Annotated in this window: 16 protein-coding genes; 4 read left to right on the plus strand and 12 right to left on the minus strand. The window is 73.7% G+C overall.

All coding sequences use genetic code 11. From position 1 onward, the window contains the following. Positions 1-143 precede the first annotated feature (143 nt). Positions 144-2228 carry a tetratricopeptide repeat protein gene (locus tag ACGF0D_RS30990; protein WP_392921811.1) on the plus strand — a complete coding sequence of 695 codons (2085 nt, stop codon included), beginning with the start codon at positions 144-146 and terminating at the stop codon, positions 2226-2228. On the opposite strand, the gene ACGF0D_RS30995 is transcribed toward ACGF0D_RS30990, so the two are convergent. After that, a complete protein-coding gene (locus tag ACGF0D_RS30995) occupies positions 2156-2995 on the minus strand; it encodes a helix-turn-helix domain-containing protein (protein WP_392921814.1) in 840 nt (279 codons plus the stop codon). The two genes, ACGF0D_RS30990 and ACGF0D_RS30995, sit on opposite strands and share 73 nt — an antisense overlap. Before the next feature lie 92 nt (positions 2996-3087). Next, positions 3088-3858, minus strand: coding sequence for an SDR family NAD(P)-dependent oxidoreductase (locus ACGF0D_RS31000; RefSeq protein ID WP_392921817.1), 771 nt, complete (start codon positions 3856-3858; stop codon positions 3088-3090). Between the two features lie 155 nt (positions 3859-4013). On the opposite strand from ACGF0D_RS31000, the gene ACGF0D_RS31005 reads away from it, so the two are divergent. Continuing rightward, positions 4014-4676, plus strand: coding sequence for an NADPH-dependent F420 reductase (locus ACGF0D_RS31005; protein ID WP_392921819.1), 663 nt, complete (start codon positions 4014-4016; stop codon positions 4674-4676). Positions 4677-4835: 159 nt separating this feature from the next. On the opposite strand, the gene galK is transcribed toward ACGF0D_RS31005, so the two are convergent. Together galK and galT are read right to left on the minus strand one after the other, a co-directional pair. After that, complete coding sequence (galK, locus tag ACGF0D_RS31010; protein WP_392921822.1) at positions 4836-5963, minus strand: galactokinase; 1128 nt, start codon at positions 5961-5963, stop codon at positions 4836-4838. Continuing rightward, a complete protein-coding gene (gene galT, locus ACGF0D_RS31015) occupies positions 5960-7072 on the minus strand; it encodes a galactose-1-phosphate uridylyltransferase (protein WP_392880126.1) in 1113 nt (370 codons plus the stop codon). The genes galK and galT overlap by 4 nt, the downstream gene beginning before the upstream one ends. A 153-nt stretch (positions 7073-7225) precedes the next feature. Here galT and ACGF0D_RS31020 point away from each other — a divergent pair, with 153 nt between their 5' ends. Continuing rightward, positions 7226-8053, plus strand: a complete 828-nt coding sequence (locus ACGF0D_RS31020) for a DeoR/GlpR family DNA-binding transcription regulator (protein ID WP_392921825.1) — start codon at positions 7226-7228, stop codon at positions 8051-8053. Between the two features lie 26 nt (positions 8054-8079). Here the strand turns inward: ACGF0D_RS31020 and ACGF0D_RS31025 are convergent, their stop codons facing one another. The 7 genes from ACGF0D_RS31025 to ACGF0D_RS31055 form a co-directional block, all read right to left on the minus strand. Continuing rightward, positions 8080-9177: a LacI family DNA-binding transcriptional regulator gene (locus ACGF0D_RS31025; RefSeq protein ID WP_392921828.1), complete on the minus strand. Its 1098-nt coding sequence runs from the start codon at positions 9175-9177 to the stop codon at positions 8080-8082. A gap of 100 nt (positions 9178-9277) precedes the next feature. Beyond that, positions 9278-11023, minus strand: a complete 1746-nt coding sequence (locus tag ACGF0D_RS31030; RefSeq protein ID WP_392921831.1) for a glycoside hydrolase family 36 protein — start codon at positions 11021-11023, stop codon at positions 9278-9280. Between the two features lie 2 nt (positions 11024-11025). After that, positions 11026-11961, minus strand: coding sequence for a carbohydrate ABC transporter permease (locus tag ACGF0D_RS31035; RefSeq protein ID WP_392921833.1), 936 nt, complete (start codon positions 11959-11961; stop codon positions 11026-11028). Further along, positions 11958-12905 carry a carbohydrate ABC transporter permease gene (locus ACGF0D_RS31040; RefSeq protein WP_392880136.1) on the minus strand — a complete coding sequence of 316 codons (948 nt, stop codon included), beginning with the start codon at positions 12903-12905 and terminating at the stop codon, positions 11958-11960. Before ACGF0D_RS31040 ends, ACGF0D_RS31035 begins: the two co-directional genes overlap by 4 nt. Continuing rightward, positions 12902-14248, minus strand: a complete 1347-nt coding sequence (locus ACGF0D_RS31045) for an extracellular solute-binding protein (protein WP_392921835.1) — start codon at positions 14246-14248, stop codon at positions 12902-12904. Before ACGF0D_RS31045 ends, ACGF0D_RS31040 begins: the two co-directional genes overlap by 4 nt. A gap of 297 nt (positions 14249-14545) precedes the next feature. Then, positions 14546-15772, minus strand: a complete 1227-nt coding sequence (locus ACGF0D_RS31050) for a radical SAM protein (protein ID WP_392880141.1) — start codon at positions 15770-15772, stop codon at positions 14546-14548. 76 nt (positions 15773-15848) lie between these two features. Continuing rightward, entirely contained in the window at positions 15849-16583 is a 735-nt protein-coding gene (locus tag ACGF0D_RS31055; RefSeq protein ID WP_392880143.1) for a hypothetical protein, read from the minus strand. Between the two features lie 367 nt (positions 16584-16950). Between ACGF0D_RS31055 and ACGF0D_RS31060 the strand changes: the two genes are divergently transcribed. Next, positions 16951-17742 carry a class I SAM-dependent methyltransferase gene (locus tag ACGF0D_RS31060; protein WP_392921837.1) on the plus strand — a complete coding sequence of 264 codons (792 nt, stop codon included), beginning with the start codon at positions 16951-16953 and terminating at the stop codon, positions 17740-17742. 46 nt (positions 17743-17788) lie between these two features. On the opposite strand, the gene ACGF0D_RS31065 is transcribed toward ACGF0D_RS31060, so the two are convergent. Next, the gene (locus tag ACGF0D_RS31065) at positions 17789-18580 is read right to left on the minus strand and encodes a DUF2785 domain-containing protein (protein WP_392921840.1); all 792 of its coding nucleotides are present in this window, start codon (positions 18578-18580) and stop codon (positions 17789-17791) included. Positions 18581-18784: the final 204 nt, after the last annotated feature.

Genomic DNA, 18784 nt, shown 5'->3' on the forward strand with positions numbered 1-18784 from the left:
CCCCGCCCCGGCCCCCCCCCGCCCGCCCCCCCCCGGCCCCCCCCGCCCCGCCCCCCCCCCCGGGGGGGGGGCCCCCACGGCGCTGCCGTTTCGGCTCCCATAATGGAGGCCGGTTCGGCGGGTCGGGCGGTGGGGGCGAGCAGGTGCAGGGCTGGCAGGTCAGGAACGGGATCGACGGCAGTGCCACCGTGCACGGCAGTGCCTTCCAGGCCGGGGAGATGACCGTCCACCAGTACGCGGCGCCGGCCGGTGCCAAGGTGCGGTGGCCGGTGGTGGTCGGGCGGATCCCGCCGAAGGCGACCGCCTTCCAGCCCCGGGCGGAGCTGCGGCAGGCGATCGACGAGGCGCGCGGGGAGTACGGGACGGTCGTGCTCAGCCAGGTGCTGGCGGGCGGTGGCGGTGTCGGGAAGTCGCAGCTCGCGGCGCACTACGCGCGGGAGGCCGTCGAGGCGGGCACCGACCTGGTGCTGTGGGCCGACGCGGCCGAGCCGTCCGCCGTGACCGACCTGTACGCGCGGGCCGCCGTGGCGGTTCAGGTTCCCGGGGCGAGTGGGGAGGCGGCGGAGCAGGACGCGGAGCGGTTCCTGTCCTGGCTCGCGGCCACGGAGCGGGGCTGGCTGGTCGTCCTCGACAACACCACCGAGCACACCCCCGAGGAGCTGTGGCCGGTCACCAGCCGGGGCGGGCGCGGCCGGGTCATCGCGACCACCCGGCACCGGGGCGCCGCCAGTACGGGTGGCGACCGGCGGCTCGTCGAGGTCAGTACGTACTCCGAAGCCGAGTCCCTTGCCTACCTGAGCGAGCGGCTGGAGCGCGCGAAGTGCTCCCGGTTCCTGGACGAGCACGCGGGCGAGCTCGCCGAGGAGCTGGGCCACCTGCCGCTCGCGCTCGCCCACGCGGCCGCCTACATGGTCAACACCCGGCGCAGCTGCGGCCGTTACCTGGAGCTGTTCCGCGACCGCTCGCGCAGCCTGGACACCGTCCTGCCCGCCCGTTCCGGCGCGGACGGCTACCGGGGACCGGTGACGGCGGCGCTGCTGCTGGCCCTCGACGAGGCGCAGCAGGAGGAGCCGGTCGGCCTGGCGGGGCCGGTCCTCGGGTTGGCGGCACTGCTCGACCCGGCCGGGCATCCGCAGGAGCTGTGGGGCACGGAGGCGGTGCTGGAGCACCTCGGCAGGGTTCGCGGCGGGCCGGTCACGGCCGACGACGCGCTGGACGCGCTCGCCGTGCTGCACAACTACAGCCTCGTCACGCTCACCGAGACGGCCGACCGGGAGGTGACGCTGCACGCGCTCACGGCGCGTGCCGCCCTGGACATCGGTCCCGGTACGCCGGAAGCCGGCCTCGCGGCTGCCGATGCCCTCGTCGAACTGTGGCCGAGTGCGGATTACACTGCGCCGGACTTGGCCGCGACGCTCCGGGCCAACACCGATGTCCTCGCCGGGCACAGCGGCGCCGACCTGGTTCAGCCGTTGACGGGAATTCACCAGCTGCTGTTCAGTTTCGGAATCAGCCTCATCGAGGCAGGCCTGTACACCAGTAGCGTTCAGTACTGGAGCGGTCTTGCCGCCGCGAGCGAGCGAGTCCTCGGGATCGACCACCGAAACACCCTTACGTCCCGTAACAACCTCGCCGCCGCCTACTCGGACGCCGGACACACCGACGACGCTATTCGCCTCCAGGAACAGGTCCTCGCAGATCGCCAACGCATCCTCGGCCCCGACCACCCCAGCACCCTCACCACCCGCAACAACCTCGCCACTGCCTACCGGGACGCCGGACGTACCGACGACGCCGTCAACCTCCTGGAACAGGTCCTCGCCGACCGTCGGCGCGTCCTCGGCAACGACCATCCCGACACCCTCGTCGCCCGCCAGAACGTCGCCGTCATCAGGTCGGAGACCGGCCACGTCGACGTCGCCATCAACCTCCTGGAACAGGTACTCGCGGACCGCCGACGCATCCTCGACGTGGACCACCCCGAAACCCTCATGGCCCGCAACAACCTCGCCACCATGTACTGGGAGGTCGGACTCCGGGACCAGGCGCTGGAGATGCTCCGGCAGGCCGTGGCGGATCTGGACCGGGTTCTCGGCCCGGACCATCCGGACACCGTGCTGGCCATGGGCAACCTGCGTGCTCTGACCCCGGAACCTCAGCCCGACGCCGCCCAGGACAGCAGCAGCCGCAGCCCGTCGTCCGAGGCCGAGCCCGGGTCCGCCGTGTAGGTGACCAGGGCCTGGCCCGGGTCGTCGGCCGGCCGGAGGGTGTCGTAGGCGAGGTCCAGGGTCCCCGCGAACGGGTGGCGGAAGGACTTGCGGCCCGAGGTCTTGTCGGCGACCGGGTGTTCGGCCCACATCCGCTGGAACTCCTCGCTGCCCAGGCAGAGTCGGCCGATCAGTTCGGCGAGCAGCGGGTCGTCGGGGCGGCGGCCGGCCTCCAGGTGGAGGAAGGCGACGTTCTCGCGGGCGCAGGCGGCCCAGTCGGCGTAGAGCTCGCGGGAGGCCGGGTCGAGGAAGGTGATGCGGGCGATGTTGCGGTCCTCGACGGGCAGGGCGCCGTAGTCGCCGAACAGGGCGACGGCGGCGGGGTTCCAGGCCAGGACGTCCATCCGGTGGCCCATCACCACGGCCGGGGTGTCGTGGAGCTGCCGCAGCAGGTGCAGCAGTGAGGGGCGCGGCTGCTGGCGGGCGACGGGGCGGCGGCGGGGCCGGGCCGTGGGGCGGGCGAGGCGGTGGAGGTGGCCGGACTCGTCGGGGGCCAGGCGCAGGGCGCGGGCGACGGCGTCGAGGACGGCGTCGGACGGGTTGCCGACGCGGCCCTGTTCGAGACGGGTGTAGTAGTCGACGCTGACCCCGGCGAGGTGGGCGAGTTCCTCGCGGCGCAGTCCGGCGACGCGGCGGCGGCCGCCGTAGTCGGGGAGGTCGACGTCCTCGGGCCGCAGGCCGGCGCGACGGGTGCGGAGGAATTCGCTCAGGGCGCTGCTCGGGTTCACACCGGTGATTCTCACCCGGACGGGCGGCGCCGTGCCTGGCCCTGTCAGGACCAGGCACGGCGGGGCGCCCGGCCGCTCAGCCGGTCATCCGGTCAGCCGGTCAGCGACGGGAAGGCCGGGACGAGGCCGCCGTCGATCACGATGTCCTGCCCGGTGATGTACGAGGAGCGGTCGGAGAGCAGGAAGGCGACGGTCTCGGCGATGTCCTCGGCGGTGCCCAGCCGCCCGAGCGGGACCTGGTCGCGGATCGGCTCGTGGTCGGCCGGGTCCGGGACGGCGGCGTGGAACATCTCGGTGACGATGTAGCCGGGGCTGACCGAGTTGACCCGGATGCCGCGCCCGGCGAGTTCGCTGCCGAGAGTGCGGGCGAGGCTGAGCACGGCGGCCTTGGTGGCGGCGTAGACGGCGGCGCCGGGCAGGCCGCGGTGCGGGGTCCAGGAGGCGTTCAGGACGACGGATCCGCCGCCGGCGGCGTCCAGCAGCGGCAGAGCGTGCTGGACGGTGAAGAAGACGCCCTTGAGGTTGGTGGCGACCATCCGGTCGAACTCGGCCTCCGTCACCTCGCCGGCCGGCTGGAAGCCGGCCACACCCGCGTTGGCGAACACGCCGTCGAGCCGGCCGTGGCGCTCCCGCACGGTGTCGGCCAGCCGGGCGAGGTCCGCGGGGACGGAGGCGTCGGCGCGGACGGTGAGCAGGCGGTCGCCGGCGTCGAGCCGCGCCGCGGCGCGGGCGAGCCGGGTGTCGCCACGGCCGGTGATGACGACCCTGGCGCCGGCGGCGAGGAGGTGGCGGGCGGTGGCGAAGCCCATGCCGCTGGTGCCGCCGGTGACGAGGACGGTGGAGTGGGACGGAGTGCTGTTCATGGCGTCCACCCTCGCGGCGGGCGCCGGGGCGGCACCAGGCCCGCCTCGACCGTGGGTCCGGGAAAACCACCCTGCCGATCGGGAATCCGGGGCGGTCTCCTGGTGGTTGGGCCAAGGCGAACGTCCCAAACAGCACTCGCGAAGAAGGACTTCCCATGAAGATCGGCATTATCGGCGCGGGCAACATCGGCGGCAACCTGACGCGGCGGCTGACGACGCTGGGGCACGAGGTCTCGGTGGCCAACTCGCGTGGCCCGGAGACGCTCAAGGCGCTGGTCGAGGAGACCGGGGCGACGGCGGTGACGGTCTCCGAGGCCGCGCGGGGCGCCCAGGTCGTGGTGGTGACGGTGCCGCTGAAGAACGTGCCGGACCTGCCCGCCGGGCTGCTGGACGGCGCGGCCGAGGGCGTCGCGGTGATCGACACCGGCAACTACTACCCGAAGGAGCGCGACGGCCGGATCGACGCGATCGAGGACGGCGGGCTGACCGAGAGCCGCTGGACGGAGCAGCACCTCGGGCACGGGGTGGTGAAGGTGTTCAACGGCACGTACGCCCAGGACCTGCTGGAGCGCCCGCGCCCGGCGGGCGACCCCGAGCGCCTCGCCGTGCCGGTCGCCTCGGACGACGAGGCGGCCAAGCGGGTGGTCCGGGCGCTGGTCGACGAGTTGGGCTTCGACACCGTGGACGCGGGCGGGATCGACGAGTCCTGGCGGCAGCAGCCGGCCACCCCGGTGTACGGGCTGCGCGCGGGCGTCGACGCCGTCACCCGGGCGCTCGCGGAGGCCTCCCCGGAGCGCCCGGCCGCCCACCGGGCCTGACTCGGCCGAACCGGCGCGCCCACCGGGCGTGGCTCAGTCGAGCCCGCTGCCCACCGGGCCTGACTCGGCCGAACCGGCGCGCCCACCGGGCGTGGCTCAGTCGAGCCCGCTGCCCACCAGGCCTGACTCGGCCCAGCCGGCCCGCCCACCGGGCGTGGCTCAGCCGACCCGGCGCGCCCCCTCCGCCGGGACGGCGGTGAGGGTGCGTGGCTCGGCGTACCCGGCGTCGCGGAACGCGGCGGTGACCTCGGCGGCGACGCGCTCCGCCGCGGCCGCGTCCACCAGGGCGATGACCGAGCCGCCGAAACCGCCGCCGGTCATCCGCGCGCCGTGGGCGCCGGCGGCCAGGGCGGCCTCGACGGCGAGGTCGGTCTCCGGGCAGGAGACCCGGTAGTCGTCGCGCAGCGAGGCGTGCCCGGCGGTGAGGATCGGGCCGAGCGCGGCGAGGTCGCCGGCGTCCAGGTGGGCGACGGCGGCCTCCACCCGGGCGTTCTCGGTGATCACGTGCCGTACCAGCGGAACCAGCTCCGAGGGCAGTCGGGTGAGCGCGTCGGCCAGTGCGGACGGCTGGAGCGAGCGCAGCGCGGGCAGCCCGAGCAGGGCGGCCGCCCGTTCGCAGCCGGCCCGTAGCGCGGCGTAGGCGCCGTCGCCGAGGTCGTGCTTCACCCGGGTGTCCAGGACCAGCAGGGCGAGGCCGGCGCCTGCGAGGTCGAACGGCACCTGACGCATCGTCAGGTCCCGGCTGTCCAGGAACAGCGCGGCCCCGGGGCGGCAGCAGGTCGAGGCCATCTGGTCCATGATCCCGCAGGGCACGCCGACGAAGGCGTTCTCGGCGCGTTGGGCCAGCACCGCCAGTTCCGCGGCCGGGATCCCCAGCCCGTACAGGTCGTTGTAGGCGGCGGCGACGACGCACTCCAGTGCGGCCGAGGAGGAGAGCCCGGCGCCGCTGGGCACGTCGCTGTCCAGCCGGAGGTCCGCCCCGCCGACCGGGTGCCCGGCCTCGCGCAGCGCCCACACCACCCCGGCCGGGTAGCCGGCCCAGCCAGGCACCGAGCCGGGGGCGAGGTCGTCGACCGGGAGCGTGACGAGCTCACCGCCCTGGGCGGACCAGAGCCGCAGCAGCCCGTCCTCCCGGCGGGCGGCCTGGGCGCGGACGGTCTGCGGCAGGGCGATCGGGAGGACGAACCCCAGGTTGTAGTCGGTGTGTTCGCCGATCAGGTTGACCCGGCCGGGGGCGGCCCACTCCCCCTCGGCGGGTCGACCGTACAGCTCCGTGAAGGTACTCATGCTCCAGCGACCTCCCGCAGCCGGCGGGCCGCGTCCTCGGGGGTGACGTCGTTGACAAAGGCGTCCATGCCGGACTCCACCCCGGCCAGGTACTTGAGCTTGTCGGCGGTGCGGCGGATGGTGAACAGCTCCAGGTGCAGGGCGAGTTCGTCCCGCTGCCCGGCGGGGGCCTGGTGCCAGGCGGAGATGTACGGGGTGCGGCCGGCACCGAAGAGCCGGTCGAAGCGGCGCAGCAACTCCAGGTAGAGGGAGGGGAATTCGTCCCGCTGGTCGGCGTCCAGGGCGGTCAGGTCGGGCACCCTGCGGTGCGGGTACAGGTGGACCTCGTACGGCCAGCGGGCGGCGAAGGGGACGAAGGCCGTCCAGTGCGTCCCGGCGAGCACGACGCGCTCGCCGTGGGCGCGTTCGGCGGCGAGCAGGTCCTCGAAGAGGTTGCGGCCGGTTCCGGCGCGGTGTTCGGCGGCGCGGGCGGCCATCCGGGCGGTGCGCGGGGTGGTGAAGGGCAGGGCGTAGATCTGGCCGTGCGGGTGGGCGAGGGTGACGCCGATCTCGGCGCCCCGGTTCTCGAAGCAGTAGACCTGCCGCACGCCGGGCAGGGCGGAGAGTTCGGCGGTGCGGTCGGTCCAGGCGTCCAGGACCAGCCGGGCGCGTTCGGGGGTGAGGTCGGCGAAGGAGGCGTCGTGGTCGGCGGTGAAGCAGACCACCTCGCAGCGTCCGGTGCCCGGACCGCTGGTCCACAGGCCCTCGGCCGCCCGGACGGGCTCCGCGGGCTCGCCGGCGAGCGAGGGGAAGCGGTTCTCGAAGACGGCCACCTGGTAGTCCCCGGCCGGGATCTCGCTGAGCCGCCCGTCCCGGGACGGGCAGAGCGGGCACTCCTCGGCCGGCGGCTGGTAGGTGCGCGCCTGGCGGTGGGCCGCGATGGTGACCCAGTCGCCGGTGGCCGGGTCCAGCCGGACCTCGGAGCCGGGGACCTGCGGGTCGAGCGGCCGTTCGTCCACCGCGCCCCGGGGGTCGGCGGCACCGCTGTCGTAGTAGATCAGCTGCCGACCGTCCGCGAGCGTGGTCACGGTCCTGACGGTGGTGGGCTGGGTCAGGGACGTCCCGGGCATGGCCCTTCTTCCTCCGAGTGAAGCCATTGGAATCGTGGGATCGACGGGGATCGATGAGGATCCCCGGAATCGATGGGGAATCAACAGAAAGCTACAATCTCAAACATTATCCACCAGTACCACTCACCAGCAGTGGACGAAGGAGGCCTCCCGATGGCTGACAGCGCCCAACCACTCGCCGGACAGCGCCGCGTGCTGATCCTGGAGCAGATCCGCGCGCGCGGCGGGGTCCGGGTCACCGAACTGGTCCGCGACCTCGGGGTCTCCGACATGACCGTGCGCCGCGACCTGGACGCGCTGGCCCGCCGCGGCCTGGTGCACAAGGTGCACGGCGGCGCCGTCCGGGTCGAGGCGCCGGCCACCGGCGAACCCGGGTTCGAGACCAAGGCGCACTGGGAGCTGCCCGCCAAGGACGCGATCGCCCGGGCCGCCGCCGCGCTGGTCCCACCGGGTTCGGCGGTCGGGCTGGCCGGCGGGACGACCACCTTCGCGGTCGCCCGGCACCTGCGCGCCGTCGAGGGCCTCACCGTGGTGACCAACTCGCTGCGGATCGCCGAGCTGCTGGAGCAGCCCGCCGAGGACGGGACCCCGGCCACCGCCACGGTGATCCGCACCGGCGGGGTGCGGACCCCCTCGGACGCCCTGGTCGGGCCGGTGGCCGACCAGGCGATCCGCTCCCTGCACGTCAACCTGCTGATCCTGGGCTGCCACGGCCTCTCCCCCGAGGCCGGACTGACCACCCCGAACCTGGCCGAGGCGGAGACCAACCGCACCTTCCTGCGCTCGGCCCGCCGGGTGGTCGTGGTGGCCGACCACACCAAGTGGAACGCGGTCGGCCTGGCCTCCTTCGCCGACCTGGACCAGCTGGACGTCCTGGTCACCGACGACGGCCTGTCCGCCGAGCAGCGGGCGGCCGCCGCCGGACTGGTCGGCGAGCTGATCGTGGCGGCGACGGCCGAGCGCACGGACCGGCCCAGCTGACCGAACCGGACCGGCCGACCGACCCGCTAACCGAACCAGCCCGACCAGCCGGACGGTTCCGCCCCGCCGGACCGGCCCGAACTCCCCCGCACCACCAGCTCGGTGGGCAGCTCCAGCCCCTCGGCCGGTGCCGCCTCCCCGCGCACCCGGTCCAGCAGCCGGCCGACCATCGCGGTGGCGATCGCCCGCAGCGGCAGCCGGACCGAGGTCAGCGCCGGGTGGAGGTGCCGGCAGAGCGGCGTGTCGTGGAAGCCGGTGACCGCCACCCCGCCGGGCCCGACCACCAACCCCTCCGCCCGGACGGCCTCGTAGACGTCCAGCGCCAGCAGGTCGTCGCCGGCCGCGAAGGCAGTGGGCCGGTCGGGCCCGCGCAGCAGCGCCCGTACGGAGGCCACCGCCGAGCCCGCGGCCGTCCCGGAGAAGCCCGCCTCGGCGGCACCCGTCGCCACCGCGGACAGGCCCAGCCGGTGCGCCTCGGCCAGGAAGCCGGCCCGCCGCGCCGCCATCCAGGGCAGTTCCTCGGCGGCCCCGAGGTAGCCGATCCGGCGGTGGCCGAGCGCCGCGAGGTGCCGCACCACGTCGGCCATCGCCGTCTCGTTGCCGATGTCCACCCAGCACTGCGGCTGCGCGGGCCCGGTCCGTCCGAAGCTGACGAACGGGACGCCGAGCCGGGCCACATGGGCGATCCGGACGTCCTCGCGCAGCACGTCGGCCAGCACCAGCCCGTCCACCTGGCGGGCCGCGACCAGTTCGTCGATCGCGGCCACCGGGTCGGCCGTGCCCTGCCCGGGGCGGAACAGCAGCACCCGCTGCCCGGCCGCCCCGGCCGCGTCGACCAGGGCCTCCAGGAAGCCGGCCATCAGCGGGTTGGGGTCGAGCGGGTCGTCCACCGGGGCGAGGTAGCCGATGGTGCGCCGGGCGCCGCTGCGCAGCGAGCGCGCCGACTGGTCGGGCTGGTAGCCGAGTTCGCGGATCGCCGTGTTCACCCGCTCCAGCGTCTCCGGGCGGACCCGGTGCGGCGCGTTGAGCGTGTTGGAGACGGTCTGCCGGGAGACCCCGGCCGCCCGGGCCACCTCCTCGATCGTGGTGGCGCCGCGGCGCGGCCGGTGCGGTCCGTCGGGCATGCGGTTCTCCAGGGGTGGTCGGGGGCTCGGGACGGGCGCCGGTGCCCCGCCCGAGCCCCGAACGGGTCGGGCTCGGCGCGGAGGCAGGCCCGACACGGCGTCAGGCCCGGCGCAGGGTCAGCAGCCCGCCGCGCGGCACGGGGATCGTGTCCGCCCGGTCCAGCTCGACCTCGCCCTGCCGGACGATACGCCCCCGGGCGTCCCGCACCGTCACCGCCACCTGCCCGCGGCCGCCGGTGAGCCGGACGTCCGGGTCGGCGTCGGCGTTGGCCACCAGCAGGGTGCGCCAGTCCTCGCCGGAGGCGTCCACCGGCAGCGCGGCGTACCGGGCCACGGCGACGGTGTCGGTGCCGCGCGCGGTGACCATCGGGTAGCCGAGGTCCGGGCGGGCCGGGAGCAGTTCGCCGAGCTGGAGGGTGGCGGTGTGCTCGCGGAAGACGCCCAGCCAGAAGGCGATCGCCTCGCGCTGGCCCTCGCTCTGCGCGGCGAGGTCCACGGAGACCTGCGGCACCGAGAACAGCACGTTGATCAGATGGCAGGCGACCTGCTCGGCCGGCTCGCCGGAGTGCCACATCAGCATGTCGGCGTGGACCGGGACGGGCCCGGCGGCCAGCCGCACGTCGATGGTCCGCTGCCGGTTCTCCTGCGGGCTGAGCGGGCAGTCGGTGGCGCGGATCATGGTGGCGTACGGCCACAGGCCGGGGCTGACGTACGGCTGGCGGTGCTCGATCATCGCCTCCGGGTTCGCGGCGGTGATCCGGCCGCGGATCGCGGCGAGCAGCCGTTCCACGCCCTCCTCGACGCTCGCGCAGTCCGCACCGGGGCGGGCCGGCGGGGCGTCGGCGCTCTCGGCGGCACGGGCGAACCAGTCGACGAAGTCCACCTTGAGGCCGTCCATGCCCCACTCCTCGACGGCCCGGGCGAGCCGGTCGGTGAGGAAGGCCCGGACCTCGGGGTGGCGCGGGTCGGCGACGATCGCGCCCATGTGGGCGACGTCGGCCAGCGCGAGGTGGCCGATCTCCTTGTACGCGGCGCTGTCCTTGCCGATGAACGGCAGCGCGTACCAGAGCATGTAGCGCACGCCGAGGTCGTGCACCCGCCGGACGTGGTCGGCGGTGTCGGGCAGCGAGACCGGCTCCCAGTCGCCGCAGTGGGCGTAGCCGCGGGTGCGGTCGGCGGTCATCCAGCCGTCGTCCACGATGATCACGTCCAGGCCCAGCTCCTTGCCGAGCGCGGCCTGGGTCTCGACGCCCTCGGGCGTGATGTCCTGGTGCATCGAGTACCAGGTGGAGTACGCGGGGCGGCGGGCGGCCTCCGGGATGTCGGCGGTGCGGCCCTCGCCCCACCAGGCGGCGAGGTCGGCCAGGGCGCGGCCGAAGTGGCGGCGCGAGGTGTCGATCCGGACGGTGAGCCGGTCGGCGGCCTGGGCCCAGAACCGGAACTCCCCGGTCTCCTCGACCACACCGGCCCCGGCCAGCACGTCCGGGCGCCAGGCGGCGAAGGCGCACAGGGCGACGTCCCCGGTGCCGACCAGCGCGGCGATCGGCGCGCCGTTGGCCAGCGAGGTGCGGCGCGGGGCGCTCCAGGCGGCGGGCAGCCACCCGGTGCCGCGCGGCTCGGGGGTCCAGAGGGCGGTGGCGTCGACGCAGGGCACCCGCCACTCGATCCGCACCTCGCCCGTGCCCTCGGCGCTGACCTCCACCACCCCGTCGGCGATCCTGCGCACCGTGCCCGTGCCGCTCACCCGCAGGTCCAGCCCTTCGGCGTCCAGCGGTCGCGGGGACCCGGCGGCGGTGGGGGCGTGCGGCTCCCAGACCTCGGCCGCGACGTCGTTCGTCTCGGTCATGCTCAGCCCTTCGTGGCGCCGGCCAGCAGGCCGGAGATGAACTGCCGCTGGAGGACCAGGAAGAGGACCATCATCGGCAGGGTGGACAGCGCGGTGCCGGAGAGGATCGCGCCGTAGTCGGTGTTGGACTTGTTGCCGTGCAGCGTCGCCAGGGCGACCGGCAGGGTGTGCATCTCGGGGCTGCGCAGGGCGATCAGCGGCCAGACGAACTGGTTCCAGGAGCCCAGGAAGAGGAAGATCGACAGGGCCGCCAGCACCGGCCGCATGACCGGCACCACCACGCTGAACAGCACCCGCAGCTCGCCCGCGCCGTCGACCCGGGCGGCGTCCAGGAGTTCGTCCGGCAGGCTGCTCAGTGACTGCCGCATCAGGAAGATGGCGAACGGCACGCACAGGCCCGGCAGGATCAGCGCCTGGTAGGTGTCCAGCAGGCCGAAGTTCATCATCATCTTGAACAGCGGTACCAGCAGCACCTGTTCGGGCACCACGAGGGTGGAGAGCAGCAGCGCGAACAGCAGGGTGCGGCCGCGGAAGCGGAACTTGGCGAAGGCGTAGCCCGCGAGCAGCGCCACGACCAGCGCGCCGATCGTCTGGACTCCCGCCACCAGCAGGGAGTTCCCGACCACCCGGAGCAGGCCGATCTTCTGCTCCAGGTGGCTCAGGTTCTCGCCGAGGCTCCCGCCGGGCAGCAGCTTGGGCGGCCAGTCGAAGACCTCGGTGTCCCTGCGGGTGGAGGAGACCACCAGCCAGTAGAAGGGGGCGATCGACAGCCCGGTGACGCCGGCGAGGAGGAAGGTCAGCGGCCAGCCGCGCAGCTTCTTGAGGGGATTCGGGTTCCTGCGGGCCGCGCTCCGGGGGGTCGCGCTCCCGGGGGTCGTGCCCTCGGGGGTCGTGCCCTCGGGGGCGGCACCGGTGGGGGTAACGGTCTTGGGGGTCACTTCTCGCGCTCTCCCATCAGGCGCATCTGGACGGCACCGAGCACCGACACCAGCAGGGTGAGCGCGTAGGCGATGGCTGAGGCGTAGCCGAAGTCGAAGAACCGGAAGCCGTTCTGGTACAGGTACATGGAGACGGTCAGGGTGGCGTTGTCGGGCCCGCCGCCGGTCAGCACGTACGGCTCGTCGAAGAGCTGGAGCGTGCCGATGGTGGAGAGCACGACGGTGAACAGCAGCACCGGGCGCAGCGCGGGGACGGTGATCGAGGTGAACCGGCGGATCGGGCCGGCGCCGTCGACCATCGCGGCCTCGTACAACTCCCGTGGGATGGACTGGAGTCCGGCGAGGTAGATGACGGCGTTGTAGCCGGTGTAGTGCCAGGTGAGCACGACGACGACGGCCATCCGGGCCCAGACGGGCTGGCCCAGCCAGTCGACGGAGGGCAGACCGACCGCGTTCAGCAGCCAGTTGACCGCGCCGTCGTCGGCCTTGAGCAGGTAGGCGAAGATCACGCCGGTGGCGACCAGGCCGGTGACGGAGGGCATGAAGACGCCGAGCCGCCACACCGTACGCCAGCGCACCAGGGCGGAGTTGATGCCGACGGCCATCAGCAGGGCCAGTCCGAGCATCAGCGGGACCTGCACGACGAGGATCACGCCGGTGTTGCGAAGGGCCGTCCAGAACAGCGGATCGTCCACCAGACGCTGGTAGTTGGCGAGGCCGGCGTTACGGGTGGCGTTGCCGGCGCCGGTGGTGAAGGACAGCAGCAGCGAGTCGACGATCGGGTAGACCTTGAACACGGCGAAGGTGATCAGGGCCGGGGCGAGCAGCAGGTACGGCACCGCGCGGCGGCGCCAACGACTCGGCCTGGGCTTTCCGTTGAGGCCGGAGGCGGTCGGGCCGGACTTTCTGTTGACGCCGGAGGCGGTCGGGCTGGCGGCACTCATACGATACCGCGCCCCGTCTGCTGGGCGAGCTGCTTGGCGGCGTCCTGGAGGACGGCGGCCGGGTCGGCGCCCTTGAGCAGGACCTTGGTCTGGGCGTCGCTGACGAGCTTGAGGGCGCGGGCGTAGTCGCCGGAGTAGTTGGTGGGGTCACCGCCCTCGGTGGCGAGGTCGGCGAAGGTCCTGAGCACCGGCTGGCCGCCGTAGAAGGCGCTCGGCGCCGCGTACAGCGGGTCGGTGTAGGCCTCGGTGAGAGCGGGGAAGACGCCGCCCGCGTTGAACATGGCGTTCACCGAGGCGGGGCGGGTGACGGCGTACTCGACGAACTTCCAGGCGGCCCGGCGGCGCGGGCTGGAGGCGGCGACGGCCAGGTGGGTGGAGTTGACCAGGGCGGTGCGCTTGCCGCCGGGGGTGACCGCCGGGGGCTTGGTGAGGCGCCAGTTGCCGCTCTGGTCGGGGAACTTCTTCTCCAGGTAGTGCGCGACCCAGGCGGGCATCGCGGCCACCGCGAGCTTGCCGGTCTTCATCACGGGCGGCCAGCTCTGGACGCCGGGGGTGTCGCCGATCAGCCCGGCCTCGTCCAGCCGCTTGATGATGGTCATCGCGCGCACGGCCGGCTCCGAGCCGACGGTGATCTTCCCCTGGAGGTCGAAGTAGAAGGCGCCCTGGAGCTGCATCAGCGCCTGGAGGAAGTCCAGGTCGGGGGTGGGGTTGGCGGCCTTGTTCACGCCGATCAGGGCGACGCCGGGGTTGGCGGCCTTGAAGCGGTCCGCGACGGCGATCAGGTCGTCCCAGGTGGCGAGGGTCTCGGGGTCGATGCCCGCCTTGTCGAAGTAGTCCTTGCGGTAGAAGAAGCCGAGCGGGTTGACCTCCCAGGGCAGCGCGTAGGCGTGGCCGTCCTTGCCGCTGACGACCGGCCACAGGCCCTTGGCGAACTTGTCCTTGTGGGCGTCCGCGCCGAGCGCGGAGAGGTCGGCCAGGCCGCCGGGGAACTTCTCCTGGTAGCCGGGCAGGTAGTCACAGCCGATGTGCAGGACGTCGCCGAGGCCCTGGCCGCCGGCCGCCAGGCCGACGGTGATCTTGTCCCAGATGGCGGGCTCACCGATGTCCTGGACGTCGACCTTGATCCCCGGGTTGTCCTTCTCGAAGGCCGGGACGATCCCGCGCAGCGCGTCGGCGGCGGTGGCCCAGGACCAGACGGTGATCGTGCCGGTGTCGGCATCCCCGCCGGCGGCGCCTCCCGAGCCGGAGCCGCCGCCGCAGGCCGCGAGGGTGCCGCCGGCGGCGACGGCCAGCAGGCCGGCTCCGGAGGCGCGGAGAAGGTCGCGTCGGGAAAGGTGTGACATTGCATTCCTCTCGGTGGGGTGGCGCCGGAAGGCTGTGGTGCGAAGGAGGTGGGTGGCGCGGAGGGGGTGGGTGGTGCGGAGGGAGCAGGTGGTGCAGAGGGGGTGATGGGGCGTGACGGGGGCGCAGCGGGGGTAGCTCGACTGTTTTGAACGTTCAAACACACAAAACAAACCAGAACCAAACAGGTTCCAACGAGCGGACACAGCAAACGCCCGCCCTCCCCGTGCCGTCAAGCCCCGGGCACGGGAATGGCGGGCTCCGCAACCGTTCCGTTATCAGCCTGGCAGTCGGGAGCGTCAGCCCCGCACGGCGTCCGCCGGGCCGAACACGGTCCCCGGGGTGACCGGGATCCCCCGGGACATCGCCTCGAAGTCCAGGATCGGGTGGGTCAGGATCTCCGCCACCTCGTCCGTCAGCAGGTTGCCCAGGATGAACTCCTCCTCCGCGCCCGACCCGAAGGTGACGACCTGCCCGCTCGACTGGATCATCCAGTTCAGCAGCTCCCGCTGGCTGCTCTCCGCGAGGTGGATCTCCCGGCCGGGGTGGTCCCGGCGGATCGCCTCCACGACCTCGCGGACCTCCTCGACCGCCACCCCGAGCCGGCGGACCGTGGCCGGCGAGGCCCGTCGGCCCCACCACTGGAAGATCACCCACTGGGCCACCGACGGGTGGGACATCACCTCGGCCGCGAGCTCCGGCAGCTGGTGGAGGTTCTCGGCGCTCGCCACGGTGTGCACCCGCACCCGGTCGAAGCCCTCGGCGTCGCAGAGGTCGAGGGAGTCCAGCAGCGCCCGCAGGAGGTTGCCGTCCGGGCTGCGCCGGAAGGCGCGCTGCACGTCCGCGGTGACGGCGTCCAACGGCAGCCGCAGCGAGGACAGCCCGCGCAGCCGGGCGAGCTTCCCTGCGGTGAGGGTGTAGCCGGTGGTGTCGAGGCCGACCTTGAGGCCGGCCTCGACGGCGTGGTCGACCACGTCGAAGATCGGCGGCCAGAGCAGCGGGTCCCCGCCGGCCAGGACCAGGTCGGTGGTGCCGTGCGCGGCCAGCTTCCCGATGATCAGGTCCGCCTGGGCCAGGTCGATCTGCTCCGCGGCGAACGGGTTGTAGCAGCCCTGGCAGGACATTGGACAGCGGTTGTTGATCGACCAGTTGACCCGCCGGACCCGACGGCCGGTGCGCGGCAGCTCGGCCCGGCCGCGGATGCCGGCCACCAGGTGGGCGAGGCGGACGGCCTGCGGGAGGGTGGCTCCGGCGAGCAGGGCCTCGGCCCGCTCGACGGCGGCCGCGGTGGCGTCGTTCTGGAGCAGCAGGAACGCCAGGCGCCACCGCATGGTCTCGTCCGCCGGATCCTCGCCCAGCGCCCGCTCGACCCGCTCGGTCAGGGCGCCGAGGTAGCCGGGGTTGAAGTTGCCTGGCTCCAGGCGCCGTTGGAAGTCGTCGGCGATCGAGCCGCGGGTCAGGGACCGGTCGTAGCCGGCCCGCAGCGGGTGCGGGGGCAGGATCTCCACGTGCTGCCGGGTGGACATGGGCGTTCTCCGGTACGGGTCAGTTCGGGACGGACGAGTCAGCTCGGGAGGGGCTGGTCGGTTCGGGAAGGGCTGGTCAGTTCGGGACGGACGGCAGCAGGACGACCATCGAGTCGGCGGAGGTCAGGCCCATGCTCTCGACGAAGACCGCGTCGCGGACGAGCTGCGCGATGTCGGGGTGGGTGGGGGCCGCGAGGTAACGGGCCGTGGACTCCAGCGGGGTGACGCCGTGTTCGGCGATCAGGGTGCGCAGTGTGCCCGGGAGGTCGTCGAGGCCGTCGCGCACAACCGCCAGGTCGAACCGGTCGGCCAGCCGCGTCGCGGCCCTACGGGCCTTGGCGAGGTTGGTCGTCGGGTCCACGGCCGTCGCCTTCGACAGGTAGTAGGGGACGGGCTGCATCATCCAGGCGAGCGCCGTCCGCAGGTCGTCCTCCTCGCGGCCGGGGCCGTCGAAGGCCTCAGGACCGAGCCCGAGGCCGTCGCAGAACCACTCGCGCCGCATGCTGATCCGGTAGTGGGCGTGGCCCGCCTGCCGGAACGCCGGCAGCCTGGCGATGACGGAGGTCGTCTCGATCCGGAAGGTGTCGGCGATCCGCCGCATCCTCCGCCCCACCAGGGCACGGACGTCCAGCACGTCCGCGTCCTCGGCCACGACGTGGACCAGGTCGAGGTTGGAGAGGACCTCGCCGCCCGGTCCGGTGCGGTGGTCGCCGCGGGCCAACGACCCGGTCGCCGCCACCGACATGCCGGTCGCGTCCGCGAACTCGCGGGCCAACTCCTGGAACAGCAGGGGGACGTCTTCGGGTCTCACACGCATCCTCGGGTGTCGGCGGCGGTGGTGAGAGGGCGGGAGCCCTTCACCCTCTCTTCCAAGTCCTGTCACATCGTGGAGAGTTCGTATTCAGGCGCGCAGCCTAACAGCGACCCGCCACACACGGTCGAGTTCGCACCACAGATCTCACACAACCAGCTGACGACCGGACAGAATCGTTCCGATTCAGCCACTTGGGAGCAATCGGGATTCATGGAGAACCATCCGCCACAGGCCGAGCGGTCTGCGGACCCCGGCGGGCCGGGCGGACCTCCGGCGAGCCGACGGACCCCTGGCGAAATGATCTTCAGGGTGATTTGGCCTCCACCCCGGCACGGCCGGCCCGGCACCTGAACGGAGAACAGGGATGAACGCCCCGGCCTACCAGGAGGGCGTCCTCGCCCACGGCACGCGGGGCGAACTCGAGCGCCTGCGGCTGCTGGAGGAGCTCTGCGACCCGACCACCACCACCGTCCTCGAACGGCTCGGCGTCGCCGCGGACTGGCACTGCGTCGAGGCCGGGGCCGGGCACGGTTCCATCGCCCGCTGGCTCGCCGCCCGCTGCCCCGACGGCAGGGTGACGGCCACCGACCTCGACACCGCGCTCCTCGACGCGTCGCCCGCACCGGCCAACCTGACGGTCGCACGGCACGACGTGACACGTGACGACTTCCCAGCGGGCTCCCAGGACCTGGTGCACGCCCGGGCCCTGCTCGGCCACCTCCCCGACCCGCAGCTCGCACTCGACCGGATGGCCGGCTGGCTCGCGCCCGGGGGCCGGCTCGTCGTCGAGGACCCCACCTACCTCCCGGCCGCCGCCTCCCCCTATCCGCGGTTCGCCGAACTGCTCGATGCCTGCCAGCAGTTGCTGGCCCGGACCCACGGCACCGACCACTCCTGGGCCCGCCGCATCCCCGCGGCCATGGCCCGTTCCGGCCTCACCGACATCGGCATGACCATCCGCGTCGCCGTGTGCGGCACGGACGAGAAGGAGGACGCGTTCTGGCGCCGGTGCTTCGCCCAGGCCACCCCCGGGCTCATCGCCACCGGGCTCATGACCGCCGAGCAGATCACGGCGGCCGTCGCCCACCTGGACGACCCGGCCTTCAGCGACACCGCCTGGATGATGGTCACCTGCTGGGGGCGCCGCCCTTCGTAGGCCACCGGGGCCGCCATCCGCCATCCGCCGTCCGCCACTCGCCGTCTCAGGCGTACGGGAACACCGGACGCAGGACCTCGGCCAGCCGGGCCTTGACCGCGGCGCCGTGCGCCAGCGGGACGGGGTTCCCCCCGCGCTCCGTGGGCACCCCGAGGTCCGCCAGGGCGTACAGGGCGAGCAGGGTGCGGACCGTGTTGGAGGCCCAGACCGGCATCGGCCCGCGCTCCATCCCGACGAATGCGTCGCCCACCGTCGACAGCCAGGCGGTCGACCGCTCCGGCGTCAGGTCGGGGCGGGTGAGGACGAGGGCGAGGGCCCTGGCGAGCCGGTTGTCCTCCCGTTCGGCGAACAGGTAGTCGGTCGGTACGAGCAGGCGCTCCGCGGCGAGCGCCAGCAGCGGTTCGGGGTCGACCTCGGGCCGCCGACCGCAGGCCCCGAGCAGGTCCGCGCCGTGCGCCACGGCGTGCAGCCAGCCGAGCGTCTCGTCACGGCCGCGCAGGTCGGCCTCCGAGCGGTACCAGTCGGCGAACGCGTCGATCCACTCGGGCCTGAGGTGGCCCTGGTTCACGACCATCACCAGGACCAGCGGGGCGAACGTCCGGGCCTCGATCCGCGGATGGGCGAAACGTTCCACCATCAGATCGCCGAGCGCCAGGCACCGCTTGCCGTCGATCACCCCGCGCCCGATCCAGGCCGCCAGCACCGCGTACGGGTAACCGTCCCGGACCTCCGGGTCCGGGTCCCCCAGGGCCTCCGCCAGCTCCGCGACCAGCCCGTCCAGCCCGGGCCCCGCGGGCAGCGCGCAGTCGTTCTCGTAGATCTCACGCCAGTTCGTCACCCGCCGGACCCTACCGGGGGTCGCCACCCCCGTTCACCTGCTTTTATGCGCGGACGGGGGGGGGGGGGGGGGGGGGGGGGGGGGGGGGGGGGGGGGGCGCGGCGGGGGGGGCGGGGGGCGGGGGGGGGGGCGGGGGGGGGGGGGGCGGCCCGCGCCGGCGCGCGGGGGGGGGGGGGGCGGGCGGCGGGGGGGGCTCGGGGGTAG

Source organism: Kitasatospora sp. NPDC048298 (assembly GCF_043201465.1).
Classification (GTDB): Bacteria; Actinomycetota; Actinomycetes; order Streptomycetales; family Streptomycetaceae; genus Kitasatospora.